24 protein-coding genes are annotated in these 26,202 nt (G+C 69.4%); 9 read left to right on the top strand and 15 right to left on the bottom strand.

Annotated elements, in window-relative coordinates:
- Nucleotides 1-193 precede the first annotated feature (193 nt).
- From A4F85_RS27640 to A4F85_RS27665, 6 genes are all read left to right on the top strand, one after another.
- Nucleotides 194-1,183 (top strand): LysR family transcriptional regulator, encoded by a 990-nt coding sequence (locus tag A4F85_RS27640; RefSeq protein ID WP_063328428.1) that lies wholly within the window; start codon nucleotides 194-196, stop codon nucleotides 1,181-1,183.
- 139 nt (nucleotides 1,184-1,322) lie between these two features.
- Nucleotides 1,323-1,742, top strand: coding sequence for a RidA family protein (locus A4F85_RS27645; protein ID WP_063328429.1), 420 nt, complete (start codon nucleotides 1,323-1,325; stop codon nucleotides 1,740-1,742).
- A 14-nt stretch (nucleotides 1,743-1,756) separates the two neighbouring features.
- On the top strand, nucleotides 1,757-2,812 hold the full coding sequence (locus tag A4F85_RS27650) for a Bug family tripartite tricarboxylate transporter substrate binding protein (RefSeq protein WP_063328430.1): 1,056 nt from the start codon (nucleotides 1,757-1,759) through the stop codon (nucleotides 2,810-2,812).
- A 33-nt stretch (nucleotides 2,813-2,845) separates the two neighbouring features.
- Entirely contained in the window at nucleotides 2,846-4,567 is a 1,722-nt protein-coding gene (locus tag A4F85_RS27655; RefSeq protein WP_063328431.1) for an alpha/beta fold hydrolase, read from the top strand.
- Between the two features lie 16 nt (nucleotides 4,568-4,583).
- The gene (locus A4F85_RS27660; RefSeq protein WP_063328432.1) at nucleotides 4,584-6,347 is read left to right on the top strand and encodes an ABC transporter ATP-binding protein; all 1,764 of its coding nucleotides are present in this window, start codon (nucleotides 4,584-4,586) and stop codon (nucleotides 6,345-6,347) included.
- A 322-nt stretch (nucleotides 6,348-6,669) separates the two neighbouring features.
- Nucleotides 6,670-7,674: a fimbrial protein gene (locus A4F85_RS27665; RefSeq protein ID WP_231890637.1), complete on the top strand. Its 1,005-nt coding sequence runs from the start codon at nucleotides 6,670-6,672 to the stop codon at nucleotides 7,672-7,674.
- Between the two features lie 78 nt (nucleotides 7,675-7,752).
- Here A4F85_RS27665 and A4F85_RS27670 read toward each other — a convergent pair whose 3' ends face one another.
- From A4F85_RS27670 to A4F85_RS27690, 5 genes are all read right to left on the bottom strand, one after another.
- Nucleotides 7,753-8,709 (bottom strand): Bug family tripartite tricarboxylate transporter substrate binding protein, encoded by a 957-nt coding sequence (locus A4F85_RS27670; RefSeq protein WP_063328434.1) that lies wholly within the window; start codon nucleotides 8,707-8,709, stop codon nucleotides 7,753-7,755.
- 44 nt (nucleotides 8,710-8,753) lie between these two features.
- On the bottom strand, nucleotides 8,754-9,749 hold the full coding sequence (locus A4F85_RS27675; RefSeq protein WP_063328435.1) for a tripartite tricarboxylate transporter substrate binding protein: 996 nt from the start codon (nucleotides 9,747-9,749) through the stop codon (nucleotides 8,754-8,756).
- 65 nt (nucleotides 9,750-9,814) lie between these two features.
- The gene (locus A4F85_RS27680) at nucleotides 9,815-10,855 is read right to left on the bottom strand and encodes a hydroxyacid dehydrogenase (protein ID WP_063328436.1); all 1,041 of its coding nucleotides are present in this window, start codon (nucleotides 10,853-10,855) and stop codon (nucleotides 9,815-9,817) included.
- Nucleotides 10,855-11,532, bottom strand: coding sequence for an RraA family protein (locus A4F85_RS27685; protein WP_063328437.1), 678 nt, complete (start codon nucleotides 11,530-11,532; stop codon nucleotides 10,855-10,857). The genes A4F85_RS27680 and A4F85_RS27685 overlap by 1 nt, the downstream gene beginning before the upstream one ends.
- Before the next feature lie 60 nt (nucleotides 11,533-11,592).
- Nucleotides 11,593-12,834 (bottom strand): alpha-hydroxy acid oxidase, encoded by a 1,242-nt coding sequence (locus A4F85_RS27690; protein ID WP_063328438.1) that lies wholly within the window; start codon nucleotides 12,832-12,834, stop codon nucleotides 11,593-11,595.
- 83 nt (nucleotides 12,835-12,917) lie between these two features.
- On the opposite strand from A4F85_RS27690, the gene A4F85_RS27695 reads away from it, so the two are divergent.
- Both A4F85_RS27695 and A4F85_RS27700 read left to right on the top strand, forming a co-directional pair.
- Nucleotides 12,918-13,838, top strand: a complete 921-nt coding sequence (locus tag A4F85_RS27695) for a LysR family transcriptional regulator (RefSeq protein ID WP_063328439.1) — start codon at nucleotides 12,918-12,920, stop codon at nucleotides 13,836-13,838.
- Between the two features lie 76 nt (nucleotides 13,839-13,914).
- Nucleotides 13,915-14,118 (top strand): oxidoreductase-like domain-containing protein, encoded by a 204-nt coding sequence (locus tag A4F85_RS27700; RefSeq protein WP_063328440.1) that lies wholly within the window; start codon nucleotides 13,915-13,917, stop codon nucleotides 14,116-14,118.
- A gap of 23 nt (nucleotides 14,119-14,141) precedes the next feature.
- Here A4F85_RS27700 and A4F85_RS27705 read toward each other — a convergent pair whose 3' ends face one another.
- The 5 genes from A4F85_RS27705 to A4F85_RS29950 all read right to left on the bottom strand — a co-directional run bounded on the left by A4F85_RS27705 (nucleotide 14,142) and on the right by A4F85_RS29950 (nucleotide 18,186).
- Complete coding sequence (locus A4F85_RS27705) at nucleotides 14,142-14,612, bottom strand: RidA family protein (RefSeq protein WP_063328441.1); 471 nt, start codon at nucleotides 14,610-14,612, stop codon at nucleotides 14,142-14,144.
- 68 nt (nucleotides 14,613-14,680) lie between these two features.
- Nucleotides 14,681-15,496: an ABC transporter permease gene (locus tag A4F85_RS27710; protein ID WP_043796569.1), complete on the bottom strand. Its 816-nt coding sequence runs from the start codon at nucleotides 15,494-15,496 to the stop codon at nucleotides 14,681-14,683.
- Between the two features lie 6 nt (nucleotides 15,497-15,502).
- The gene (locus tag A4F85_RS27715; protein ID WP_063328442.1) at nucleotides 15,503-16,354 is read right to left on the bottom strand and encodes an ABC transporter permease; all 852 of its coding nucleotides are present in this window, start codon (nucleotides 16,352-16,354) and stop codon (nucleotides 15,503-15,505) included.
- Nucleotides 16,355-16,359: 5 nt separating this feature from the next.
- Nucleotides 16,360-17,214, bottom strand: a complete 855-nt coding sequence (locus A4F85_RS27720; RefSeq protein WP_063328443.1) for an ABC transporter ATP-binding protein — start codon at nucleotides 17,212-17,214, stop codon at nucleotides 16,360-16,362.
- 60 nt (nucleotides 17,215-17,274) lie between these two features.
- Nucleotides 17,275-18,186, bottom strand: coding sequence for a hypothetical protein (locus A4F85_RS29950; protein ID WP_081816280.1), 912 nt, complete (start codon nucleotides 18,184-18,186; stop codon nucleotides 17,275-17,277).
- Nucleotides 18,187-18,518: 332 nt separating this feature from the next.
- Here A4F85_RS29950 and A4F85_RS27730 point away from each other — a divergent pair, with 332 nt between their 5' ends.
- Nucleotides 18,519-20,303, top strand: a complete 1,785-nt coding sequence (locus A4F85_RS27730) for a monovalent cation:proton antiporter-2 (CPA2) family protein (protein WP_063328444.1) — start codon at nucleotides 18,519-18,521, stop codon at nucleotides 20,301-20,303.
- Nucleotides 20,304-20,336: 33 nt separating this feature from the next.
- On the opposite strand, the gene A4F85_RS27735 is transcribed toward A4F85_RS27730, so the two are convergent.
- The 5 genes from A4F85_RS27735 to A4F85_RS27755 all read right to left on the bottom strand — a co-directional run bounded on the left by A4F85_RS27735 (nucleotide 20,337) and on the right by A4F85_RS27755 (nucleotide 26,197).
- The gene (locus A4F85_RS27735; protein ID WP_063328445.1) at nucleotides 20,337-20,726 is read right to left on the bottom strand and encodes a VOC family protein; all 390 of its coding nucleotides are present in this window, start codon (nucleotides 20,724-20,726) and stop codon (nucleotides 20,337-20,339) included.
- Nucleotides 20,727-20,814: 88 nt separating this feature from the next.
- Nucleotides 20,815-21,168, bottom strand: coding sequence for an energy transducer TonB (locus A4F85_RS27740; protein WP_012207609.1), 354 nt, complete (start codon nucleotides 21,166-21,168; stop codon nucleotides 20,815-20,817).
- 79 nt (nucleotides 21,169-21,247) lie between these two features.
- Nucleotides 21,248-23,602 (bottom strand): helicase C-terminal domain-containing protein, encoded by a 2,355-nt coding sequence (locus A4F85_RS27745; protein ID WP_063328446.1) that lies wholly within the window; start codon nucleotides 23,600-23,602, stop codon nucleotides 21,248-21,250.
- On the bottom strand, nucleotides 23,599-25,275 hold the full coding sequence (locus tag A4F85_RS27750) for a VRR-NUC domain-containing protein (RefSeq protein ID WP_063328447.1): 1,677 nt from the start codon (nucleotides 25,273-25,275) through the stop codon (nucleotides 23,599-23,601). Before A4F85_RS27750 ends, A4F85_RS27745 begins: the two co-directional genes overlap by 4 nt.
- Nucleotides 25,276-25,384: 109 nt before the next feature.
- Nucleotides 25,385-26,197, bottom strand: a complete 813-nt coding sequence (locus A4F85_RS27755) for an SDR family NAD(P)-dependent oxidoreductase (protein ID WP_082848312.1) — start codon at nucleotides 26,195-26,197, stop codon at nucleotides 25,385-25,387.
- Between the last annotated feature and the right edge of the window lie 5 nt (nucleotides 26,198-26,202).

Raw genomic sequence — 26,202 nt, forward strand, 5'->3', positions numbered from 1 at the left:
CAGCATGGCATGGGGCAGGCACTGCACATATGCGAGGTCCGAGCAAACTCATGCGCATCGCTTCGTTCACGCGAAGGGGCTGTGCGGCCAACATGGCCCCTCCCGCAGCAGGTGGGGAACATGTCTCCGGTGCAAGCCGGAGTCGCCAGCCAGCCTGCCAGCAGCCCCGCTTGCATGGATTCCAAGGCGCACCATGACCCTTCCCGCCCCGCCCACGATCGCCACTCTTCCGTTTCGCCTCAAGTTCCGCCAGCTCGTGCTGCTCGATGCCCTGGGCGCATCGCAGTCGCTGCGCAAGGCGGCCGCACAGACACACCTGACCCAGCCGGCGGCCTCTCGCGCCATGGCCGAACTGGAGTCGGCCTTTGGCGTGCAGCTGTTCGAGCGCTCGCATTCGGGCATGGCTCCCACGGTGTACGGCAATGCCCTCATCCAGCATGCACGCCGCGTGCTGTTCGACGTGCAGCAGGCCCATGCCGAAATCCAGGCCCTGCGCTCGGGTTCGCAGGGCGTGGTGCGCCTGGGCTCGCTGCTGCCGCCTGCCACTGGCCTGCTTCCCAAGGCCGTCGGAGAAATCAAGAAGCGCCTGCCCCATCTGCGCATTTCGCTGGAGCAATTGCCCCAGAAGCCGCTGGTGGACCGCGTGCGCGAGGGCAGCCTGGACATCGCGCTGTGCCGCCACATCACCGACCGGGACGATGCCGCTGGACTGGAGCAGTCCGTGCTTTTCGACGAGGACTATGTGCTGGTCGCAGGACGCAGCCACCGGTTCGCGCGCTCGCGCAGCGTGAAGCTGGCCGAGCTCATTGACGACCCCTGGATCCTGCCCCACGGCAGCGGCCCATTCCACGCCCATGTGCAGGCCCTGTTCCTGGGCCGCGTGGGCTGCATGCCCGCCAACGTGGTGGAGTCGTCCACGCCGCTGGCCGCCAACCTGCAACTGGTGGAGCAGTACGGCTTTCTCAACTTCATGCAAAAGACGGTGGCCCAGCGCTACGCGCAGCGCAGGCAGCTGTCCATACTGCCGATCACGCTGAGCAATCCGCTGGGCCCCCACGTCATCGCCGTGCGCGCCAACATGGGCGCATCGCCGGCCGTGCGCACCGTGCTGGAAGCGCTGCGCGATGCCGCCGCCGCAGAGCTGCCCGAGAACCAGCAGGCATTGCAGGCCCTGCGCGCCTGACCTGCGGGCCGCCCGCGCACCACAAGCCGGGTGAACCGATTTGCGCAACACCCGAGGCCGTCTTTCGAATAGGCGGCGCGGCCTTGTGCTCCTATTCTGAAAGTCCGCCGCGCCATGGGGCGCGGACCCTCAGGACGAGATGAGCACACCACCCGCCTCCGCGTTTCGCACCACCAATCCCCCCGCCCTGGGCGAGCCTCTGGGCAGCTACTCGCAGATCCTCGAAGCGCCCGCAGGCAGCGCACTGGTCTTTCTTTCAGGCCAGACGCCCCGGCGCGATGACGGCAGCATCCCCGCCGACTTCGCGCAGCAGGCCGAGCTGGTCTGGCAGCGCATCGCAACGGCGCTGCAGGCCGTGGACCTGACACCCGCCCACATCTGCCGCGTGGTCACCTACCTGACCGACGCCAGTGACGCGCCCACCCACGCCCGCATCCGCAGCCACTACCTGGGCAGTGCACGGCCGTCATCTACGGGCGTGGTGGTGCCGGCGCTGTTCCACCCCGACTACCGCATCGAGGTCGAGGTCACGGCCGCCCGTCCTCCTGGCAGCCCATGAAAACAGGACATCCCATGCATACATCTGCGCCATCGCCCTTTCCTTCCTCGACCCTTTCTTCCTCGGCCTTTTCTCCCTCGACCTTTTCTTCCTCGGTCATTACCCGGCGCCGCGCCCTGGCCGGCGCCCTGGCCGCCCTGGCCGCTGCAAACGCCACGGCCCGGGACAGCGCTCCCGCCTATCCGTCCGGCGTCATCCGCATCGTGGTTCCCACATCGGCTGGCGGCTCGGTGGACTCCACGGGTCGCCTGCTGGCAGAGGCACTTGCCAAGCCGCTGGCGGCCAAGATTGTGGTGGAGAACAAGGCCGGCGCGGGCGGCCTGATCGGCATCGACAGCGTCATCAAGAGCCCGGCCGACGGCCACACGCTGGCCCTGGGCATTGCAGCCACGCTGTCGGTGCAGCCCGCCGTGCGCAGCCAGCTGCCCTATAGCGCCACGCGCGACCTGGCGCCCATCGCGGTCTTCGCGCAGGGCGGCCTGGTCATTGCCGTGCCGGCCTCCAGCCCCGTCCATACGGTGCAGGACCTGAAGGCGCTGGCCAAAACACGGGGCGAGCTGAGCTTCGGCACCGGCGGACAGGCCACCTTCGGCCATCTCACGGGCGAGGTGATAGCCCATGCGCTGGGCATAGGCATGCGCCACATCCCCTATCGGGGCGCCGCACCGGCGGTCACCGACCTGGCCGGCGGCCTGCTGGACCTGGCCATTCCCGATGCCTTCTCAGCCGCACCTCAGGTGCAGGCCGGCAAGCTGCGCGTGATCGCCATCGCAGGCCCCGACCGCCATCCCACGTTTGCGCAGGTGCCCACGCTGGCCGAGTCGGGCATTCCCTTCGACCGGGGAACCTGGCTGGGCCTGTTCGCCCCGGCCGCCACGCCTGCGCCCGTGCTGGAGCAACTGACCGCAGCGCTGCGCCAGCTTTCGGCGTCCCGCGAATTCCAGGACAGCGTTGCCCGGCTGGGCTTCACGCCCGTCTTCATCGCACCGGACGCCGTGCGCCAGATGCTGGCGCGCGAGATCGCCGCCTGGCAGGCCGTGGCACGCCAGGCGCACATACAGCTCGATTGATTTCCCATGCATTCCCACTTCAGAAAAAACACCATGACTTCAAGCATCCTGGACCACCACGGAGACGGCTTCATCCACGCCAACGGCCTGCGCCTGCACTACGAGCAATGGGGCGATGGCCCCCATGTGGTGATCGCACTGCACGGCACCTCCCTGCACGGGCGGGTCTGGGCGTGGCTGGCCGCCTCGCTGGGCCCCGAGTACCGGCTGATCGGTCTGGACCAGCGCTCGCATGGTGACTCGCAGCGCGCCGGCAGCGGCCAGTACCAGGTGGAGCACTACGGCGCCGATCTGGAAGCCTTCATCGACCGCCTTGGCCTGGAGCGCGTCAGCCTGGTCGGCTCGTCGCTGGGCTCACGCGTGGCGCTGTGGTATGCGGCCCGCCATCCCCGCAAAGTGGCGGCGCTGGCCCTGCTGGACCTGAGCTTCGAGATGCCCACCGAGGCCTCGGAGCACATGGTCTCGGCCCATTTGTCACGCCCGCGCCGGTTTGCGGATATGGATGCCGCCCTGGCCTTCTCGCGCACCCTGCCCCAGCGTCGCCGCTTCAGTGACGAAGTGCATCTGCGCACGCTGCAGGGCGATCTGCGCAGGCTGGACGATGGCCAGCTCGAATGGCGCTATGACCGCGATGCCGCCATCGAGACCCTGCGCTGCGCGGCGCGCGACATGTGGGACAGCGTGCGCGCCATCGAAGCGCCCACCACCATCCTGCGCGGTGCCGACAGCGACGTGCTCATCGCGCCCACCGTCCAGCGGCTGCAGCGCGAACTGCGGGGTCTGCACATGCTGGACGTGCCCGATGCAGGCCACTCGATCTGGGGCGACAACCCGCAGTTCACGGCCCGCGCCATCGAAGAGGCTCTGCGACGCGCGCGACCCGCTCCCGCCGCCGAGTCCGAGGATGCCTGCGCGCCCGCGCCGCTGTCCTGGACACAGGGGCGCCCGCTGTCCATTGCCACCGGCAGCCTGCGCTTTCATGCGCTCGAATGGGGCCAGCCCAACGCACCGGCCCTGGTCTGCCTGCACGGCACGTCCATGCAGGCATCGGCCTGGAGCGCGCTGGGCTCGGCCCTTTCGGCCCACTGGCGCGTGATCGCCATCGATATGCGCGGCCACGGCCAGTCCGACAAGCCGGCCAGCGGCTATGCGCTCACCGACTATGCCGACGATCTGCGTGCCATCTTCGATGCGCTGGGCCTGGCGCAGGCCAGCCTCATCGGCAGCTCGCTGGGCACCCAGGTGGCCATGGCCTTTGCGGCTCGCCATCCGCAGCGCGTGCAGCGCCTCGTCCTGTCCGATCCCAGCTGCCTCATCGCGCAACAGGCCATAGACCAGTACGTGGCCCTGCACCGCTCGCGCCCGCGCAGCTTCACCGGCTGGGACGAGGCCCTGGCCTTCTCGCACAGCCTGCCCCAGCGCAGGCGGTTCTCGCCCGAGGTGCACCGCTTCACGCTGCAAGGCGACCTGGGCGTCGGCGACGACGGCCGGCTGCACTGGCGCTACGCACTGGACCCCATCCTGCAGACCTTCGAGGCGCTCACGGTGGACCAATCGGACGACATTGCCGCCACGCGCGCGCCCGTACTCATCCTGCGCGGCAGCGAGTCGCATGTGCTGTCCCGCCCCGATGCGCTGCGCCTGCTGGACGCCTTTCCCCAGGCCGAACTGGTGGAGATTGGCGAGTGCGGCCACACCATCTGGGGCGACCAGCCGCAGGTGATGGCGCAGCATGTGCGGGCTTTCCTGGCCTGAAGGCACAGCCCGCGCCATGGTCACAGCCCTCCCTCGGACAGCAGCCCCGCCGCTGCTGGACATACGCCAGTTGCGCATTGCTTTCCCGGGCCGCGCCGGTGCTGTCGAGGCCGTGCGAGGCCTTGACCTCGAACTGCGACGCGGCCAGACCCTGGCCCTGGTCGGCGAGTCAGGCTGCGGAAAATCCACCACGGCCCTGGCCGTGCTGCGCCTGCTGGCACCGGGAGCCCAGGTGAGCGGCCGCATCCTGCTGCAGGGCCGCGACATCCTGGCCCTGCCGCCGGCCGAACTGCGGGCAATACGCGGTCGTGACATCGCCATGGTCTTCCAGGAGCCCATGACGTCCCTGAACCCGGTGCATACCATCGGCGAGCAGATCACCGAGACGCTGCGCCTGCACGCAGGACCCGATGAACGGCTGAATGCCGCAGCCGCACGCCGCCGCGCCATCGAACTGCTGGAGCGCGTGCGCATCCCGGAGCCCCAGCGCCGTATCGACGACCATCCCCATCACCTGTCGGGCGGCCAGCGCCAGCGGGTGATGATTGCCATGGCCATCGCCTGCCGCCCCCGCCTGCTGGTGGCCGACGAACCCACGACGGCGCTGGACGTGACCGTGCAGGCGCAGATCCTGGAACTGCTGGACAGCCTGCGCCGCGAAATGGACATGGGCATGCTGCTCATCACCCATGACCTGGGCCTGGTCAGCCAATGGGCGGACCGTGTCGCCGTGATGCATGGTGGACGCAAGCTCGAAGAGGCAGACACACCCACCCTGTTCAGGACGCCCACCCACAGCTATACGCGCGGCCTGCTGGGTGCCTCGCTGCACGGCGAGGCAACGGGGGCTACACAGGTGCGCCACCACGGCCAGGGCCCGCTGCCCGAGATCCGCATCCACTCGGAGCCGGGAACGAAGGAGGCGCGCTTCACGCTGTTCACTCCCCAGGTCGCGTCACCGCCTGCCCATGCACTGCAACCGGCCCTGCAGGCCACCGTGCCCTTGCTGCAGGTACAGGCGCTGCGGGTGGAGCACATCCGGCGCGACGCCAGCGTGCTGCGCGCCGTAGACGGTGTGGACTTTCATATCGGCGCGGGCGAGACACTGGGGCTGGTGGGCGAATCCGGCTGCGGCAAGTCCACCCTGTCGCGCGCGCTGCTGCGGCTGCAGACACCCGCGTCCGGGCGCATTGCACTGGACGGGACCGACCTTGTCCCGCTCCATGGCCGCGCGCTCAGGCCGTGGCGGCGTCGCATGCAGATGGTGTTCCAAGACCCTTATGGATCGCTGAATCCGCGCCACCGCGTGCAGGACATCCTGGACGCAGTGCTGGCCGTGCATGGCGAGGCCTCGCGCGCGCGGCGGCAGCAGCGCATCGCTGCCATGCTCGACCGCGTAGGCTTGCCGCGCGGCGCGGCCGAGCGCTATCCGCACGAATTCTCGGGCGGACAGCGCCAGCGCATAGGCATTGCGCGCGCCCTGGTGGTGCGGCCCTCCCTGGTGGTGCTGGACGAGCCCGTTTCCGCGCTCGACGTGTCGGTGCAGGCACAGATACTGAACCTGCTGGTGGAACTGAAAAGGGACTTCGGCCTCTCCTACCTCTTCATCTCTCACGACCTGTCCGTGGTGCGCTACATCGCCGACCGTGTCGTGGTGATGCACCAGGGCCGCATCGTGGAAAGCGGCGACCATGGGCAGATCTGGCATGCCCCCCGCCATGCCTACACCCGCAGCCTGATCGACGCCATTCCCGGAGCCCGCAAAGGCCGACCCGGGTGAGGCAAGACCAGGACAGATGCAAAGGCCGCCTACTCCGCCCTGGCCGTAGCTGAGCCGGCCCGGCCTGGCGCGCGCCGCCTCCAGCAGATCGTTGACCGAGCGCAGCGGCGAGGCCAACAGCAGCAGCGACCACCCGCTGGCGCGCCGGCGCCGGCCGGATGGCCTGCGAGGCCCTGTGCGGAAAAGCGGACGGAACACGGCATTGGAGTCATGAAAAAGCATTGCCAAAATCAGAATGATCCTATGGATTTTCATAAATCACAGGAATAGACTTTGGAGCACGCCCATCAAACTCTCCTGCATCGTTTCCGGTTTCATTCATATGAAAAAAATCAGATATTTTCTCATTCCGGCAACGCTTTGCTTTTCTGTAAGCTCCATTTATGGAGGCATGTTTACCCCGGCAGTATCCATCGTCCAATTACCGGAAATCATCAACGTTCCCGCAGGAAATATCATGAATGGATCAGTGCTATGGGAGTCGCCCATGGTCAAATCCACTCTCGACACCATTTCCTACAGTGTGCTTTCGGGGCCATCTTCAGAAATATGGCCCCAAATCATGAACCCCACTACGCTGGACGGCGATATCTACTCCACATCTTTGCGCGGAATAGGAATCCGTTGGCGTGCCACATGGAAAGCCAGGAATTTCCCCAATGGCAAAACCATGTCCATCACCACTCAATCCAACAATTCAGGAGCCACGGGATGGCAAAAGGATGATGTACATGAGCAAACCATATGGATGCAACTCATCAAGACAGGCGCCGTTCAATCGGGCACTTTCAGCGTCAGCAGCTATGCAACCGCCCGGTTTGACTGCAATAGCCTTTGCAATATCTGGTCCGTGATGGCGGCCGGCAGCACCGTGGTGCGCACAGGCGCCAGTTGCCGGGTGAAGACGAGCAACATCGCCGTGAACCTGCAGCGAATCAACAGGTCACTGTTCAACGGGATAGGCGCTACCTCCGCGCCCCAGTCATTCGATCTGGAACTGATCTGCACCGGGGGCGAAGCCAATTCCACCCTGCGCCCATTCGTCACGCTCACGGATGCCAACGATGCCGCCAACCGCTCCGATGTGCTGACGGTGACCGGAGGGGCTGCCGGCATCGGCATCCAGATCCGCAGCAGCGACAAGGTCATCAGCTACGGCGAGGACTCCGCCAACTTCGGCAATCCCAACCAGTGGCAGGCGGGCATCATCACCCCAAACACCAGCAACCACGTGATTCCATTGACGGCGCGCTATGTCCAGACCCAGCCCTCCGTCACCACAGGCCTGGCCAACGGACGGGCCACCTTCACGCTCAACTACCAGTGACCTGCCAGTGACACGCTGGCTGCATTGCGGCTGTGCAGGCGCTAATGCCGATCCTGCGCGGCCGCCCCCGGGCTGCGCTCACTCGGCTCTGGCCCCCGACACACGCACCTGCTCGGCCGCCACCGGCATCTGCTCGCGCACGAAGCGCCAGAACGCGTCCACGCCCATGGGCTTGACGGGCAGCGAGCCTTGGTCGATGAACTGCTTTTGCACCTCGGGATTGCGCAGCGCCGTGGCCAGTGCGCCGTTCAGGCGCTCCAGCGCCGCGCGCGGCGTGCCGGCCGGGGCAACCAGGCCGTACCAGGAGTCGGTGTAGAAGCCCTTGACGCCTGCTTCCTCGAAGGTGGGCACATCGGGCAGGGCCGGCAGGCGCTGGCGCGAGGCCACGGCCAGGGCGCGCAGCTTGCCTGAACGGATGAAGGGGATGGCGCCCGTGGTGAGCACGAAGTCCACGCGGCCCGCCATCAGGTCGGTCATGGCCGGGGCCGTGCCCTTGTAGGGGATGTGGGTGACATCCACGCCCGTGAGCTGCTTGAAGCTGGCGCCCGCCAGATGCTGGCTGGAACCCACGCCGCCCGAGCCGTAGTTGAGCTGGCCCGGCCTGGCGCGCGCCGCCTCCAGCAGATCGTTGACCGAGCGCAGCGGCGAGGCCACGGGCACCAGCAGCACGCTGGGCGAGGTGGTGATCATGCCGATGGGCGCGAAGTCCTTGAGCGGGTCGTGGTTGAGCTTGGCATAGAGCGCGGAGTTCAGGCCGTGCGAGGCCACGGTGGCCAGCATGATGGTGTTGCCATCGGGCCTTGCGCGGGCCGCCGCGTCGCTGCCCAGGTTGCCGCCCGCGCCGGCCCGGTTGTCGATGGTGATGGGCTGGCCCAGGGCCTCGCTCATGCGCGTGGCCGCCAGTCGCGCCACGTTGTCGGAGGGGCCGCCCGCAGGCCAGCCCACGATGAGGGTGATGGGGCCTTGCGCCAGCGCGGGCAGGGCCAGCGTGCACAGGGTGAGCGCAGCCAGGCTGCGGCGCGACAGAGGGGTCATGGCAGTCGTCCTTGTCCATTCAAAGGTTTGCATGGCCAGGTCCTTCAGGGCTTGCCGTCCTGCCAGGGCATCTCGGTCCAGAGCTTGCGAAAGCCGGCCTCGGTGCGCTCCAGCTCGGCCGCGTAGGCGGGCGGTGCCAGGTAGCGCAGCGGCGCGTACATGGCCTCGGCCTGCTGCCTGAACTGCGGGTCGGCCGCGATGGCGGCCACGGCATCGACCAGCTTTTTGCGCACGCCTTCGGGCAAGCCCTTGGGCGCGGCCAGGCCGCGCAGGGAGGCCAGCTCGATATCGATGCCCTGCTCCTTGAACGTAGGCACCTGCGGCGCCAGCGAGCTGCGCGCGGCCGACATCTGGCCCAGCAGGCGGATGGGAGTGCCGCCCTTCTGGTAGGCCAGCACCTCGCCCACGTTGATGGCGCCAATGGTGATCTGCTGGCCCGTGGCGGCGGCGCGCACCTCGCCCGCGCCCTTGTAGGGCACATGGGTGAGCTGCGTGCCGGTGGCCTTGGCGAACAGCAGCATGGCCAGATGGTCGTCCGAGCCCGTGCCCGTGGTGCCCACGGTCACGGCGCCGGGGTTGGCCCGGGCGTAGGCGGCCAGGCCGGCCAGCGTGGTGATGGCGTTGCTGTTGTGGATGGCAAAGCCGCCCGGGTCGTCCACCAGGTTGCCCAGCAGGTCGTACTGGCTCCAGTGGAAGCTGCTCTTGCGCTCGATGGGGATGGTCAGCACGTTGGGCGTGTTGATGAAGCCGATGGTGTAGCCATCCGGCTTGGCGCGCGCCAGCTCGCCAAAGCCGATGCCGCCGCCCGCGCCGGGGCGGTTGAGCACGACCACGCTGCCGCCCAGCTTCTTTTCCAGATGGCGGGCCAGCAGCCGCGCCACCAGATCGGTGCCGCCGCCGGGCCCGTAGGCCACGATCATCTCGATGTTGCGCGAGGGATAGGGGGCCTCGCTCTGCGCCTGGGCCTGGGCCAGGGCCGGCAGCGCCATGCAGGCGGCGGCCAGGCCTGCGCACAATGCGCGCCTTGCTTGCTGTGTCATCTTTGTCTCCTGGGTCGCCTCTTGCAGTGGTCTGAGAGGCTTTGTAGTCATGGTGAAGGAAGCGGCTAACGGGACGGGTCCAAGGCCCTGGCGATGCGCTCGCGCGCATGCGGCCAGACCTCGGGATTGACCAGGCGCGCGGGCCGCTGGCCGTCGGCCAGCAACTGCACGATCTGGGTGGCGGCCAGCTCGGCGTTGTTGCGCCGGGCCTCGTGCGTGACACCGGCGGTGTGGAAGGTGGCCACCACCTGGGGCAGGGCCAGCAGCGGATGGGAGGCGGGCGGCGGCTCCTGGTCCCAGACATCGAGCCCGGCGCCAGCCAGGTGACCGCTGGCCAGGGCGGCGTGCAGGGCGGCCTCGTCATGGATGCCGCCGCGCGCCGTGCTCACGAAAACGGCGCCCGGCCGCATGGCCGCAAAGGCAGCGGCGTTCATGAGCCCCAGCGTGGAGGCATCGCGCGGGCAGTGCAGGGAGACGATGTCCGCGCGCCGCAGCAGTTCGTCGAAGCCGACGGCCTCGGCCCCGCGCGCCGCCAGGCCTGCCGCGTCATAGGCCGGGTCGCAGCCGATCACCTGCATGCCGAAGGCCCGGCCCAGGGCCGCGACGCGGCTGCCGGCCTCGCCCACGCCGACCAGGCCCAGGGTGCGGCCGCGCAGCTCGTGGCCCATCACGTCCTCGCGGCTGAAGCCCCTGGCAGGGGCACGCAGCAGGCGGTCGGATTCGTTGATGCGGCGCAGCACGGACAGCATCAGGCCGATGGCCATCTCGGCCACCGAGTCCGCGTTGCCGCCCGACTGGTTCATCACGGCCACGCCGGCCCGCGTGCAGGCCTCGATATCGATGGTGTCGCAGCCCGAGCCGCTGGAAGATACCGCCAGCAGATCGGGGCAGCGCGCCAGCAGGTCCGCCGTGGCGAACCAGTGGCGCGGCAGCTCGTCCTTGGCGGCCGTGATCTGATAGACCTGGGCGCCGGCCAGGGCCTGCCAGGCGGCGGCATCGTCGCCCTCGCGCCGGCAGGTGACCAGCTGCACGCCAGGCGCGGCCGAGACGATGCGGTCAAAGGCTGCATCCAGCCAGTAGTCGAAGCGGACAACGCGATGGTCCATCACAGCACCCCCTTGGCGGCCAGCGTGCGCGCCACCCAGGAACGGTCGGCGCGGCCTGCGGCAATGGCGGCGAGCACGTCGGCCTCGTCGCGCTGTATGGCCTCCACGCGGTCGGCAATGGCGGCGGCCTCGGCGGCGGGCACGGACAGCAGGCCGTCGCCGTCGCCCAGCACCAGGTCGCCCGGGTGGACCACCATGCCGTCGATGCTGACGGGCACATGCAGCTCGCCGGGGCCGTCCTTGTAGGGACCACGGTGCGAGACGCCGCGCGCATACACGGGCAGGCCGTGCTGGCCGATGGTGTCGCTGTCGCGGATCAGCCCGTCGATGACGATGCCGGCCGCGCCGCGCGCCATCATCAGCGCCAGCATGATCTCGCCAATGATGGCGTTGGGCCCGGCGCCGCCCGCGTCCACCACGATCACGTCGCCGGGGCCGCAGATGTCGATGGCCTGGTGCACCATGAGGTTGTCGCCGGGCCGCGTGCGCACGGTCAGCGCACGGCCCACCAGCGGCCCCTGGCGGCGATGGAAGGGCCGCAGCGCCGAGGTGCCCGTGGTGCGGCTCATGGCGTCGCTGACGTTGGCGACCGGAAAGCCGCGGTAGCGCTGCAGCAGCGCATCGCCAAGGGCGGCCTGGGGCCGGGCGTGGATATGGAATCCGGGAATCTTGCTCACTGCTGTGTCTCCGTCTGTGTCTGTTGTCTGTTGTCTGTGTCGATACCGTTGTCTTGCCGCTCAGAACGCATCCCAGGCCTGCGCGTGGCGCACGCAGGCCGGCGTGATCTGGTCCAGGCGCGTGGCGCCCAGCATGGCCATGTCGCGCAGCACCTCCTCGCGCAGCAGGGCCATGGCGTGGGCCACGCCCGCCGGCCCGGCCACCGAGGCCGCGTAGTTGAAGGGCCGGCCCACGAACACGCAGCGCGCGCCCAGGGCCAGGGCCTTGAGCACGTCGGTGCCCCGTCGCACGCCGCTGTCCAGCATCACCGGCAGGCCGGGCACGGCGCGCACGATGCCGGGCAGCACGCGCAGCGGTGCCACGGCGCCATCGAGCTGGCGCCCGCCGTGGTTGGAGACGATGAGGCCGTCGGCGCCGTGATCGCGCGCCAGCACGGCGTCTGCGGCCGAAAGAATGCCCTTGACCACGAGCTGCCCCTGCCAGCGCTGGCGGATGGCGGCCAGATGCGGCCAGGCCAGGTGGGAGCGGTCCGAGAAATCGCGCATCACGCTGGCCGACAGGATGGGCGCGCCCCGGTGCGCATAGTTGTTCTCGAAATGCGGCATGCCGTGGCGCCACAGGGTCTTGAGAAAGCTGCCGAACAGCCAGCGCGGGTGGCTGATGCCCTGCCAGGCCAGGCCCGGCCCGGGCCGCAGCGGCGTGGAGAAACCGGCGCGCACATTGTTCTCGCGGTTGGCGGCCACGGGCGTGTCCACCGTGATCACCAGGGTCTGCACGCCGGCGGCGGCCACGCGGTCCAGCAGCGCATCGATCTGGCCCTGGTCGCCCGGCAGGTAGGCCTGGAACCAGGTGTGGGGCGCGGCCGCCATCACATCCTCCAGCCGGATCAGCGAGGAGCCGCTCATGATGGCCGGCACGCCCGCCTGCTGTGCGGCCTGGGCCAGCACCAGGTCGCCCCGGTAGGCCGACAGCGCGGCAATGCCCATGGGCGCCACGCCGAAGGGCGCGCCGTAGCGGCGCCCGAACAGCTCGAAGGAGGGGTCGCGCTGCGCCACGCCCACCAGCGCGCGCGGCACGAAGGCCAGCTCGGCAAAGGCGCGGCGGTTGTCCGCCAACGAGGCGTTGTCCTCCACCGCGCCGCTGATGTAGGCATGGATGGGGCGCGGCAGGTGCCGCCGCGCCAGCCGCTCGAAATCATCGAGCGACAGCACCTGGCGCAGGCGGCGCGGCGGCCGGGCAGGGGCTGGTGCAGCAGCTGCGGAAGCGGTGGCGGTGGTGGAGGGGACGGTGTTGGCAGGCATTGCCGGCCAATGTAGAAGGGCCGACCTGCAAAGAAAAGCGAAATAAATAGGAATCGATATTTCGATTTTGGAAGAATGTCGCCATGACCCTCAAACAGCTCGAAGCCTTCTACTGGGCCGCCACCTGCCTGAACTTCAGCGTGGCCGCCGACCGCGTGCACCTGTCGGTCTCATCGCTGTCCAAGCGCATTGCGGAGCTGGAGGCCTCGCTGGGCGTGCAGCTGTTCGACCGCAGCGGCCGCGCCGCCGAACTCACGCCCCAGGGCGAGCAGTTGCTGCCGCGCATCCGCGAGCTGCTGCACGGCGCCGCCCAGCTGCGCGAGGCGGCGGGCCGCAGCGTGGGCCTGCAGGGCCGCTGCCGCATCGGCTTTGGCGAGCTCAGCGGCCTGACCTGGCTGCCCCGGCTGGTGCAGAAGGTGGCCGAGCTGCATCCCGACCTGCAGCTGGAGCCCCACACCGACATCGGCCAGGTGCTGGAGCAGCGCATCGTCGATGGCGAGCTGGACTGCGTGGTCATCGCCGGGCCGTCCTCGCGCAGCAGCCTGGCCTTCGAGCAGGTCGCCCAGGTGCGCTTCGTCTGGGCCGCCAGCGACGACTTCATCGCCCGCGCCGGCACCGGCCTGCCCCGGCGCCTGGTGCGCGAGCAACTGCTGATCGCCCTGCCCACCGGCTCGGGCGCCACGCGCACGCTGGACGACTGGCTGGGCCGCCACGGCCTGGCCGTGGAGCGGCGCCTTTCCTGCAACAGCTGGGGCGCCGTGGTGGGCATGGTGGTGGACGGGCTGGGCTTCACCTACATGCCCGAGCAATGGGCCCTGGCCCTGCAGGAACGCGGCCGCCTGCGCGTGCTGGACGGCGGCGCCGAGGCCGCAAAGCACAGCGCGCTGGCCCCGCTGACCTACACCGTGCAATGGCGCCGCGACGATGCCCGGCCGCTGATCACGGAGATGCGCGAGATCATCCGCAGCGTGATCGATTTCCCGGCGCCGCGCTGTTTGAGTTGAACTTGCACCCTGGCGGCCCCATGCCCTTTAGCCCGCGCGCAGCAGCCACGGCAGGAGCTGCTGGACAATCACACCCATGACCACCGCGCCTCTTCCAGATTCCGCCGCCGCCTCCGCCGACCCCATGCCCCTGCCGCCCAAGCAGCCCGACCTGGACGCCTGCTGCGGCAATGGCTGCGACCCCTGCATCTTCGACAGCTATGACCTGGCCATGGACGAGTACCGCCAGGCGCTGCGGGCCTGGAAGGCGCGCAACGAAACGCCAGCGGGCCAGGGATAGGAATAGGGATAGGGGTAGCGCGATCAGTCCACGCGGGCGATCAGGTCCAGCTCCACGGCCGCGCCCTTGGGCAGCTGCAGCACGCCCACCGAAGTGCGCGTGTGGGCACGCACGGGGCCCAGCACCCGGGCGATGAGGTCGGAGGCGCCATCGGCCACCTCGCTTTGCTGGGTGAAATCGGGCGCCGAGCGCACATAGACGGTGATGCGTGCAACGGCGCGCACGGCATCGAGCGAGCCGGCCGCGCGCTGCACGAAGGCCAGGGCCCGCATGGCACAGATGGCGGCGGCCGTTCTGGCCGATGCCAGGTCGATCCCGGCGCCGACCGTCCCCACATAGAGCACTTCATCGCCCACGCGGGGAATCTGCCCGCTGACGAACAGCTGCTGGCCGTCGCGCACGACGGGGCTGTAGTTGCCGCCTATCTTGATCTCGCCATCGAAGCGGTGGCCGAGCTCGAGGGCGGCCTGGGCGAAGCGTTCATCTGCTGTCATGGTCTGGTGTCCGGAGTAAGGCAAGCGCGCAGTCTAGAGCGTGTTATGCACCGGCGCCTGCCGCGGCTTCAACTGCCCGTGGACGCGTAATGCCTCACCCCCATGCGCCAGGCGCCCGAGGCCAGCCAGAGGAAGGCAAAGCCGGCCAGCGGCGAGACCCAGCCCAGCCAGGCTGGTGCGCCCAGCGGGTCGGGCTTGCCCAGCACGGCCAGCGCCGGGTAGTAGGCCACGCAGGCCAGCGGCACGGCGAAGGTCAGCAGGCGGCGGAACCACTGCGCATACAGGGCCAGCGGGTACTGGGCGGCCTCGACGCTGCCGTAGCTCAGCACATTGGCGGCTTCCAGGCTTTCCACGGTCCAGAACGAGAGCGCGCCCTGCAGCACCAGAATGCCCAGGAACAGCGCCACGCCGCCCGCCACGGCGAACAGCGCCACGGCGACGGCCTGGGGCGTCCACACCACGGCGCCCTGGGCCGTGGCAAAGCCCAGCACCAGCAGGCCCTGCAGCAGGCGGCCCAGGCGGCTGATGCGCACGTCATGGCCCATGAGCTGCAGCCACACGGGGCGCGGACGCAGCAGCAGGCGGTCGAAGGCGCCCGTGCGCAGGAACTGCGTGCCCAGCACGTCGAAGCCCCGGCCCAGCGCATCGGCCAGGGCGAACATGCAGTTCACCAGGCCATAGAACACGGCCACTTCGCCGATGCGCCAGCCCTGCACCTCGCCAAAACGGTGGAACAGCGCCCAGACGGCGATGACCTCGATGCCCGTGACCAGGAACTGGCCCAGGGTCAGCATCAGCGCCGAGGCCGGGTAGCGCGCCTGCCCGCCCAGCGAGGCCAGCGCCAGGCGCAGGAACATGGACAGCGATCCTTTTTGCTTGGCCATGGCGCTCTACCCGCCCTGCACTTCGAGGCCGCGCATGGTGCGCGCCATGGCCGCGCGGCCCAGGGCCACGATCACGGCAATCCACAGGGCTTGCAGCGCCAGGCAGGCCAGCATCTGCACGCCGGCCATCTGGCCGAAATAGATGCGCGCAGGGATGTCCATCACGCCGGCCAGCGGCTGCAGCAGCAGCGCGGTCTGCCAGGCATCGGGCATCAGCGCCAGCGGCAGCAGGTTGCCCGACAGCACGATGACCACGGGCGCGGCCAGCGTGTTGATGCCTTTTTCATTGAGCGCGGCGGCAGCGGCAACATTCAGCAGCATGACCAGTGCCGTGGACAGCAGCAGCGCCAGCAGCATGGAGGCGGCAAAGCCCAGGCCTGCGGCCCAGCCGGCCGGCGGCTGCCAGCCCCAGGCGCCCAGCCCCATCAGCGGCAGGGCCAGCCCTGCAAACGCCACCATCAGCGCCACGCGCGGCAGCACGCGCGCGGCGATCCAGCCAGCCGAGCGCACGAACCACAGCGCATAGGCATCCACGGGCCGCAGCCGGTCATAGGCAACGGCGCCCGTGCGCACGGCCAGGGCCACGTCGGGGTCGCCGCTCCAGGGCAGCAGCGCGAACAGGCCCTGTGCCAGCCAGGTGTAGGTGATGGCGTGCTCCAGCGAGATGGGCGCGCCGGCCGATGCCGAGGCGCTGCCGTAGAACGCCGCCAGCACCATGGTCTTGATGGCGCCCCACCAGCACTGCGTGGCAAAGCCCGCGTAGGCGGCCGTGCGGTACTGCAGCATCAGCAGAAAGCGCGAGGCGAAGGCGGCCTTGTAGGGGCGCAGCAGGTGTCGCAGGCGGTGGCGCGGTCCCATGGCGCTCAGACCTCCGAGGCACCATGCATGGCGTAGAAGCGGGCGATCACGGCCTCGATGGCCATGTCCTGCCCCTCGCCCTCGCCCTCGCCCGTGCCATCGCGCTGCGCCGCCACCACCTGGGCGCGCAGCGCATCGACCGCGCAGTCGGCCAGCACGCGGCCATGGCCGATGACGATGACGCGCCGCGCCAGCGCCTCGATGTCGTGCATGTCATGCGTGGTCAGCAGCACCGTGGTGCCGCGCTCGCGGTTGGCGCGCAGCACGAACTCGCGCACGGCCAGCTTGGAGGGTGCGTCCAGGCCGATGGTGGGCTCGTCCAGGAACAGGATCTCGGGCTCGTGCAGCAGGGCCGCGGCGATCTCGGCGCGCATGCGCTGGCCCAGGGACAGCTGGCGCACGGGCTGGTCCAGCAGCCGCTCCAGGCTCAGCATGGCCACCAGCTCGTCGCGGGTGCGCGCAAAGCGCAGCGGATCGACGCGGTACAGGTCGCGCAGCAGGTTGAAGCCGTCGCCAACGGGCAGGTCCCACCACAGCTGCGAGCGCTGCCCGAAGACCACACCGATGCGGCCCACATGGCGCTGGCGGTCGGCGAAGGGGTCGCGCCCGTCCACCTCCACGCGCCCGCCATCGGGCCGCAGGATGCCCGACAGAATCTTGATGGTGGTGGACTTGCCCGCGCCGTTGGGGCCGATGAAGCCCAGCAGCTCGCCACGCTCCAGCGCGAACGACACGCCATCCAGCGCCTGCACCGTGCGATGGCGCGGGCGCACCAGCGCGCGCAGCGCGCCCATCACGCCGGGGTCGCGTTCATGGATGCGGTAGGTCTTGCGGAGGTCGTGGACGAGGATCTGGGGCATGGCGCTGGGCGGTGAGGGGGCGCGATTCTACCCGGCGGTGCTCGCCGGGGCCCCCGCCGTTCAGCGGATGCGGTGGATGGACCAGTTGGTGTCCTGCACGTTGAGGGCCAGGGTCATGCCGTTGGCGTTGTAGTGCAGGCCCACCACATCGCCTGCATTGAGCTGCACCTCGGCATCCAGGGGAACGGCTGAGCTCCCCAGGACGGTGCGCAGGGACAAAACCAGGGCGACATTGACGTTGAGGATGGGTAGCTTGGCTTGCGCCAGAACGTCGCCGCCATTGCGTCGCACCTCGAATGCGGGATTGACGCCAGCTCCCATGGACACCGAGACAGCAGCTGTCGTCGAGTAATTGACCACGCCGCCGATCTTGTATGTGCCTGTCGTGGGCACTGTGAAATTGCCGCTGACTGCATCGAACGCTGTATCCGCATAGAAAGGCGCATTGACCGTCCAGCCTGTCAGCGGGGTATTGCCAGAAGCGGTCAGCGTAAGCAGCTTGGCGGAAAAGCCCTGCTCTGCCAGGCTGGTTCCCGCTGCGCCCGTCGCACCCGAAGGGCCGGCGGGGCCTGCCGGACCGGGAGCGCCATCAGCCCCCGTGGCTCCGGTGGGCCCTGTCGCTCCTGCCGGCCCTGCGGGGCCGACTTGCCCTGCAGGGCCTGCAGCGCCGGTTGCTCCCGCTACCCCCGTTGCACCCGTTGCACCGGTCGCCCCCGCCAAGGACGCGGGATCGCAGCGTCCCAACGTGCCCGCCGCGTCATGGCAGATGGGGCTGGTCAGGCTCGGGGCCGTGGCCGGGAGGCCAGGCACGGCCACCGCGCCCGTGGGACCCACGCGCAGTGCCGCACCTCCGGCTCCAGAGTTGATCACCACGCCGCTGCCCGGAGCCGGGGTGATCACGATATCTGCCGCCAGGGCGGGCCCCAGGGGAAGACACATCAGCAAAAGGCTGTTCAATGCGTGTTGTTTCATGGTTCCTGTGATTCAGCAAAAGGTCGATGACAGCCCCAGGGCCGAGGCTGGGGTGCGGATTCGCCTGGCAAAGAGGGATGGCAAAAAGGGATTCGTGCCCGCCTTGCTCCTGGCAAGCTCGGGGGCCGGCCAAGCCGCAAAAAGAGCTGCGGCGGCGCGGACCCATGGCGGAAAATTGTGAAACTTTGTAGATAGTAGTTTCCAAAAGAATCTGCGTAAATACCCTTTTGCCCCAGCATCCGAGCAGGGCCGATCCCTTCAAGACGCGGGCTGCAACGTCCCTTTGCTATCCTGCGCGCCCATCGCACACCGCCCATCCAAGGAAACACAACATGGCAGCTGAAGGCAATGCAAGCCAGCTCGTAGGAATCGTCACGCTGCTGGGGGCCGCCGTGGTGGCCGTGCCGCTGTTCAAGCGGCTGGGCCTGGGCGCCGTGCTCGGCTACCTGGCCGCCGGCCTGGCCATAGGCCCCTACGGGCTGGGCCTGGTGACGGACGCGCAGACCATCCTGCACGTGGCCGAGCTGGGCGTGGTGATGTTTCTCTTCGTCATCGGGCTGGAGATGAAGCCCTCGCACCTGTGGGATCTGCGCGGCCAGATCTTCGGGCTGGGCAGCCTGCAGGTGGTGGTGTGCGCGCTGCTGCTCACGGGCGTGGGCATGGCCTTCGGCTTTCCGTGGCAGGTGGCCTTCGTGAGCGGCGCGGGCTTCGTGCTGACCTCCACGGCCATCGTCATGCAGGTGCTGGCCGAGCGTGGCGACATCCTGGCGCCGCGCGGCCAGCGCATCGTATCCATCCTGCTGTTCGAGGACCTGCTCATCGTGCCGCTGCTGGCCGTGGTGGCGTTTCTGGCGCCTGCCGATGCGGCGCCCGTGGCCACCTCGCCCCTGTGGCAACGCGCGGGCGTGGCCCTGCTGTCGCTGGGCGCGCTGGTGGGCGCGGGCCTGTGGCTGCTGAACCCGCTGTTCCGCATCCTGGCCAAGGCCAAGGCGCGCGAGGTGATGACGGCCGCCGCGCTGCTGGTGGTGCTGGGCGCCGCCCTGCTGATGGAGATGGGCGGCCTGTCCATGGCCATGGGCGCCTTCGTGGCGGGCGTGCTGCTGTCCGAATCCTCGTTCCGCCACCAGCTGGAGGCCGATGTGGAGCCCTTCCGTGGCCTGCTGCTGGGCCTGTTCTTCCTGGGCGTGGGCATGGCGCTGAACCTGGAGGTGGTGGCACTGAACTGGCGCATCGTGGGCATGGGCGTGGTGGCGCTGATGCTGGGCAAGGCGCTGTGCATCTATGCCGTGGCCCGCGTGGCACGCAGCAGCCATGCCGATGCACTGGACCGCGCCATCCTCATGGCCCAGGGCGGGGAGTTCGCCTTCGTGCTGTTTGCCGAGGCGCTCAAGCTCAAGGTGCTCAGCCCCGAGGTGCATGCCAACATGACGGCCATCGTCGTGCTGTCCATGGCCATCACGCCGCTGGTGGTGGTGCTGCACAAGCGCCTGGCAGGCGCCGAGGCCGTGTCGCTGGACGGCGTGGAGGCGCCGCAGGACCTGCGCGGCAACGTGCTGGTCATCGGCTTCGGCCGCGTGGGCCAGATCGCCAGCCAGGGGCCGCTGGCCCGTGGCGCCAAGCTGTCCATCATCGACAACGACCCCGACGTGATCCGCAACGCCGAGCCCTACGGCTTCAAGGTCTACTTCGGCGACGGCGCGCGCGCCGACATCCTGCATGCGGCCGGCGCCAGCCATGCCAGCGCCATCCTGGTCTGCGTGGACAGCAAGGCCGCCGCCACGCGCATCGTGGAGAACGTGCGCCACGAATGCCCGCACGCCCGCCTCATCGTGCGCGCCTATGACCGCGAGCACGCGCTGGAGCTCATCCAGAAGGACGCCGACCATGTCGTGCGCGAGAGCTTCGAGTCCGCCCTGCTCATGGGCCGCCATGCCGTGCTGGCCCTGGGCGCCACCGAGGACGAGGCCCGGACCCTGGAGTCCGAAGTGCGCGGCCGCGACACCGAGCGCTTTGCGCTGGAGACCGCCGGCGGCACCTTTGCGGGCCGCGCGCTGCTGCTGGGCAACATCGAGCGCATCGATCCGCCCCGGCACGACAAGCCCACCGCCAGGGACTGAGCGCGAAAGGGCTGCAGGGGCCGCAGGCCCCGCTCAATGCCGCTGGTTGATCTGTATGAGATTGCCGCAGGTGTCGTCGAACACCGCAATCGTGACCGGCCCCAGATGCGTCGGCGGCTTGGTGAAGCACACGCCGGCCGCGCTCAGGCGCTCGTACTCGGCCTGCACGTCGTCCACGCCGAAGAAGGTGGCCGGCACGCCGTCGGCATGCAGGGCGGTCTTGAACGGCCTGGCGGCCGGGTGCATGTCGGGTTCGAGCAGCAGCTCCACGCCATCGGCATCGCCGGGCGATGTCAGGGTGAGCCAGCGCGCATCGCCGCCCATGGGAATGTCGTGCTTGAGGACGAAGCCGAGCACGTCGCGGTAGAAGGCCAGGGCCTTGTCCTGGTCGTCGACGAGCACGCTGGTGATGACGATCTTCATGGAATGCTCCTTGTGTCGCTGCGCAGGGCACGCACCGGGCCCGCACCAGGCTGCACCGGATACACACCTGCCACCACCGGCAGGCCCGCTATTTCAGCAGGAAGGTGACGGGCACGCGCGTCCACATGCTGTCCGGCACGCCGTCGCGCGTGCCGGGGACAAAGCGCCACGTCCGCACGGCGTCCAGCGCCTCCTGGTCGAGCAAAGGATAGCCGCTGCTGTCTGCCACATCCACGGCCAGTGCCTTTCCGCTGGCGCCCACCAGAACCCGCAGCACCACCTTGCCTTCCTGCTCCAGCCGCCTGGCTTCCTTGGGATAGGCCGGCATCTTGTTCTCGCTGGCCTGCCTGTCAGGCACAGGCTGCACCACGCCTGCCGCAGCCGGGCCACCGGCCAGCAGGCCCAGGGTCAATGCAAGGATGGCGCAGCGCATGCGGGGCATTAGGAAGGCTCCTGGATGGGGACGGGATGGGGGTGGGATGGGGGTGGGGATGGCAGTCGTGGACTGGTGCGGGCCCGGATCATCGCATGCCCTCCACCCGCCACCAGCGCGGCAGCAGCGCCTGCACCTCGCCGCGCCGATAGCGGTCGTCGATGAGAAAGACCACGCCGCGGTCGCGCTCGCTGCGGATGACGCGGCCTGCGGCCTGGACCACCTTGCGCAGCCCCGGGTAGAGGTAGCTGTAGTCATAGCCCTTGTCCGCGCCGAACTGGCGATCCATGGCGCGCTTCATCTCTTCGTTCACGGGATTGACCTGGGGCAGGCCCAGCGTGGCCACGAAGGCGCCGATGAGGCGCTCGCCGGGCAGGTCCACGCCCTCGGAGAACGCCCCGCCCAGCACGGCGAAGCCCACGCCCTGCCCGGCTTCGGTGAAGCGGGCCAGAAAGGCCGCGCGACCCTCCTCGTCCATGGACGGGGTCTGCAGCCAGACGGGCAGATCGGGATGGGCGCGCTGCAGGCATTCGGCCACGCGCTGCAGGTAGTCGAAGCTGCTGAAAAAGCACAGGTAGTTGCCGGGCCGGCGCGCGTACTGCGCGGCCACGAGGTCGGCGATGGGCCGCAGCGAACGGTCGCGGTCGCGGTAGCGCGTGGAGATGTGGCCGGCCACCTGCACATCGAGCTGATCGGCCTGGAAGGGCGAGTCGGCTTCCAGCCAGTGCGTGCCTTCGGGCAGGCCCAGGATGTCGCGGTAGAAGTGCGGCGGGCTCAGCGTGCCCGAGAACAGCACCGAGGCATGGGCCGCCGCATGGCGTGCCGCCAGGTGGGGCGCGGGCACCACGCAGCGTATGCACAGCGTGGAGGCCGGCGTGCGACGGGGACCTGAGCGCCCGGGCAGCAGGTGGACATCGAACAGCGCATGGCCGCCGAACTGCTCGGCCAGCGCCATGAACTGCAGCGCTTCCCAGTAGAAGTCCAGAACCGGGTCGCCGGGCAGCATGGGGCTGTCGGCATTGGCGTCGGCGATGGCCGCCACGGCGCGCTGCACGGCGCCCAGCAGGCCTGCGGGCACTTCCTCATGGGCCTGGTAGCTGGCGGTCTGTTCCTTGTTCAGCGCACTCCAGCTGCGGCTGAGCCGGTCCAGCGCCTTGCGTACGGCACCGGTGGCCGACTTGCGGGCGGCCGCCAGGGCGAACTGCGACAGCTCGGCCGTGTACATGCGGCGCGCGCGCTCGAGCAGGTTGTGGGCCTCGTCCACCAGCACGCCCACCTTCCATTGCTGGGCCTGGGTGAGCGCGTACAGCATGGCGGCGCTGTCGTAGAAGTAGTGGTAGTCGGCCACGACCACATCGCTCCAGCGCACCAGTTCCTGGGCCAGGTAGTAGGGGCAGATGTCGTGCGCCAGCGCCACGGCACGCACGGCAGGCGGGTCCCAGGGCACCTGCTGCAGCGCGGCGGCGCGCGCGGCGGGCAGCCGGTCGAAGAAGCCGCGCGCAAGCGGGCAGGAGTCGCCGTGGCAGGCCTTGTCGGGGTGCTCGCAGGCCTTGTCGCGCGCCAGGATGGCGAGCACGCGCAGCCTTGCGGGTGGTGCGGGTGGCGAGGGCAGCGGTTGCGGCGCAGCCGGTTCCTGCGGCGGTGGCTGGTGCTGCTCGGCAATCTGCCGGTTCACGCTGGCCAGCGCCTGCAGCGCCAGGCCATGGCCCGTGCCCTTGGCCGTGAGGAAGAACAGGCGGTCCAGGCCCTGGTCCGGCATGGCCTTGAGCATGGGGAAGATGGTGCCCAGCGTCTTGCCGATGCCCGTGGGCGCCTGCGCCATCAGGCACTGGCCGCCCTGCTGCGCGCGCGCCACGCGGTAGACGGCCACGGCCAGCTCGCGCTGGCCCGCGCGAAAGCCCTGCATGGGAAAGCGCAGCGCGGCCAGCGCCGCCTCGCGCGCCGCGCGGTGGGCGGCCTCGCTGCGCGCCCAGTCCAGGAACAGCGCGCACTGCTGCTCGAAGAAGGCGCGCAGCGTGGCCGCGTCTTCCTCCTGCACCAGCACGGTTTCCTCCGAGTTGCCCACGTTGAAATACACCAGCGCCACGCGCAGCCGCTGCAGGCCGCGCGCCTGGCACAGCAGATGGGCATAGATGCGCGCCTGGGCCCAGTGCAGGGCGCGGTGGTGGGCGCGCACGCCCTCGATCTGGCCCCGGTAGGTCTTGATTTCCTCGAGCTGGCCAGCCTGGGCGTCGAAGCCGTCGGCACGGCCGCGCACGCGCAGGTCGCCGTATTCGCCGGCCAGGCTGATCTCGGTCTCGTAGTCCTTGCCCCTGCGCGACTGCACCAGGCTGTGGCCGGCCATGCCCTCCAGCGCGCTGGGCGCGGGCGTGAAGCGCAGGTCCAGGTCGCCCGCGCGTGCCGTGAACTCGCACAGCGCGCGCACGGCCACGGTGTAGCTCACGCGGCCTCTCCCAGCGGCTGGCCGCGCCACTGCACATGGCACACGCGCACGGGAATGCCGTGCTCGGCACAGTACTGCAGCCAGCGGATCTGGTTGTCCTGCAGCTTGTCGCCGGGGGCCTTGGCCTCGACCAGTTCGTAACGGCGCTCGGCCGGCCAGAAACGCACCAGATCGGGAAAGCCCGTGCGGTTGGCCTGCACGTCGCGCAGCAGCCGCGCAAAGAACAGCTTGAGGTGGGCGGCTGGAATGCAGTCCAGCGCCAGCGCCAGCAGCGGCGCGCTCAGCGTGCCCCAGAACACGAAGGGCGACTGCAGACCCTGCTTGTCGGCATGGCGCTGCACGATGACCTCGCGCCAGCTGCCATCGTCCAGATGCGCCAGACATTCCTCGAACAAGGCTGCGCGGCGCTGCACGAAGTCGGGTGCGGACAGGTCGGCCGGGCCGCTCTGGAACGGGTGGAAGAAAGCGCCCGGCAGCGGCGCGAAGATGGCCGGCCAGCACAGCAGGCCGAACAGCGAGTTGATGAGCGCGTTCTCCACGTAGAACACGGGCTCGGAGTCGCTGTGCCAATGGTCGCGCAGCACGTATTCGACCGATGCGGGCCGCGCCGGCAGCTCCAGCTCCACGTCCATGCGCATCTGCGCCACCACGGGCGCCAGCGCCGCCGCACGCCCGCGCGCGCCCTGCCCCAGGCTGCGGCGCAAGCGCGGCAGCATGCGCGCCACGCGCTGCAGCTCCTCGTCGCTCTCGGGCTGGGCCTGGGCGGCCTGGGCCAGCGCCATGGCATCGGCAAAGCGCTCCATGCGCTCGTACACGCGCATGCGCCTGTGGCGGGCGCCGGGGTAGCGGCTTTGCGCATAGGCCTGCTCGGCACGCTCCCAGTCCTGCATGCGCTCGCAGGCCTGGCCTATGCGCAGCAGCACCTTGGCGCGGCGCTGCTCCAGCCAGGCATTGCCGCTGGCGCAGCCGGCCACCTGCTGCAGCAGCGCATCGATCTGCACGCCCTCATCCAGCGCCGCGCGGCAGGCCTGCAGGGCCAGGTAGCCATCGACATCGGCACGCGACTGGAAGGCCCGCGACGCCGCATCGAAGGCCACGGCCTCGTAGCGGAACACGCCCAGGTCGGCCAGCACGAATTCCGACCAGTCCTGGTAGAGGTTGCCGAAGAACATCAGCCGAAAGCGCTCGCACAGCGCACCCACCATCACGCGCCAGGCGGCTTCGCCGGCTCCGACGCCCTGGGGCTGCCATTGCGCATAGGGCCTGGGCGCCTCATGCAGGGGCTGCAGGGCCTGCAAAAGCTCGGCCTTGCGCAGGCCTGAGTGAACGGGTGCGCCTGCGAACAGCTGCAGCAGCTCGGGCTTGGTGTGCAGCGCAAACAGCTCCTCCAGCGCCATGGGGTGGTCCGCGTCCAGCCAGCCCAGCTCCAGCAGGGGCGCGGCCGCGTCGGCAATGGCGGGAATCTCTTCGTACACCAGCTTGCCGGCCCGAAACCACGGCCCGCGCCGCATCAGCAAACGCACCATCAGCGCCTGCGAGGGCTGGGGCAGCTGCGTGAAACGGGTGAGGAATGCCTGCTCGGGCGCGTCCAGCAGATCGCCGTAACGCTGGCCAATCCAGTCCAGCGCGCGCTGGAAGTTGTGCAGGTAGTAGAAGCGGTGGGGAGGGAGCATGGGCCTGGCAGATCGGGCAGCCAGGCCGCTCGAAAACTGTATCTTTATACAGTCATCATATCAAACCCGGTAGTGCTCACTTCGCGCAACGGACTTGCCCCGGGCAGGCTCATCCGGCCAGGAAGCCGCCATCGGTCGCCAGGCAGTGCCCGACCACAAAGGCCGCCTCGTCCGACATCAGCCAGACGACGGCCGTGGCCACCTCCTGCGGATGGCCCATGCGGCGCAGCGGCAGGCCCGCCGCCACGGCATGCATGTCGGCAATGCCCGAGCCCAGCATCATGTCCGTGACCACGCGGCCAGGGGCAACGGCATTGATGCGGATGCCGCGCGGCGCGTACTCCATGGCGGCGGCGCGGGTCAGCGACAGGGCCGCAGCCTTGGAGGCGCCGTACAGTGACAGGCCCGGGTTGGGATTGCGTATGCCGCTGACGCTGGTGTTGTTCACGATGGTGCCGCCGCCCGTGGCCAGCATGGCCGCCAGTTCATGGCGCATGGCGTGGAAGACCGCACGCACATTCGTATCGAAGACCTGGGAGAAGACCGCATCATCCTGCTCGGCCAGCGCGGCACGCCGCTCCTGGAAGCCCGCATTGTTGAAGGCCGCGTCCAGCCGCCCGAAGCGCGCCACGGCCTGCTCCACCACCGCCGCCATGTCCTCCTGCCGCGTTGCATCGCAGGCCAGGAAAAGGCCGTCTGCCCCTCGCTGCCGGATTTCCTGCTCCAGCTCCAGGCCCAGCTCACGGCGGCGCCCCGTGACCACCACGGCGGCGGCGCCCTCCTCGGCCATGCGCAGGGCGGTGGCCCGGCCTATGCCGCTGGTGGCGCCCACCACCAGGCAGACACGCCCCCGAAGCCGCCCCGATGGTGCAAGGGCCGGCAGGGGGCCGGCCAGTTCCAACTGACGCTGCTGCATGTCCATGGCGA

Source organism: Delftia sp. GW456-R20 (assembly GCF_001622915.1).
GTDB lineage: Bacteria > Pseudomonadota > Gammaproteobacteria > Burkholderiales > Burkholderiaceae_C > Comamonas > Comamonas acidovorans.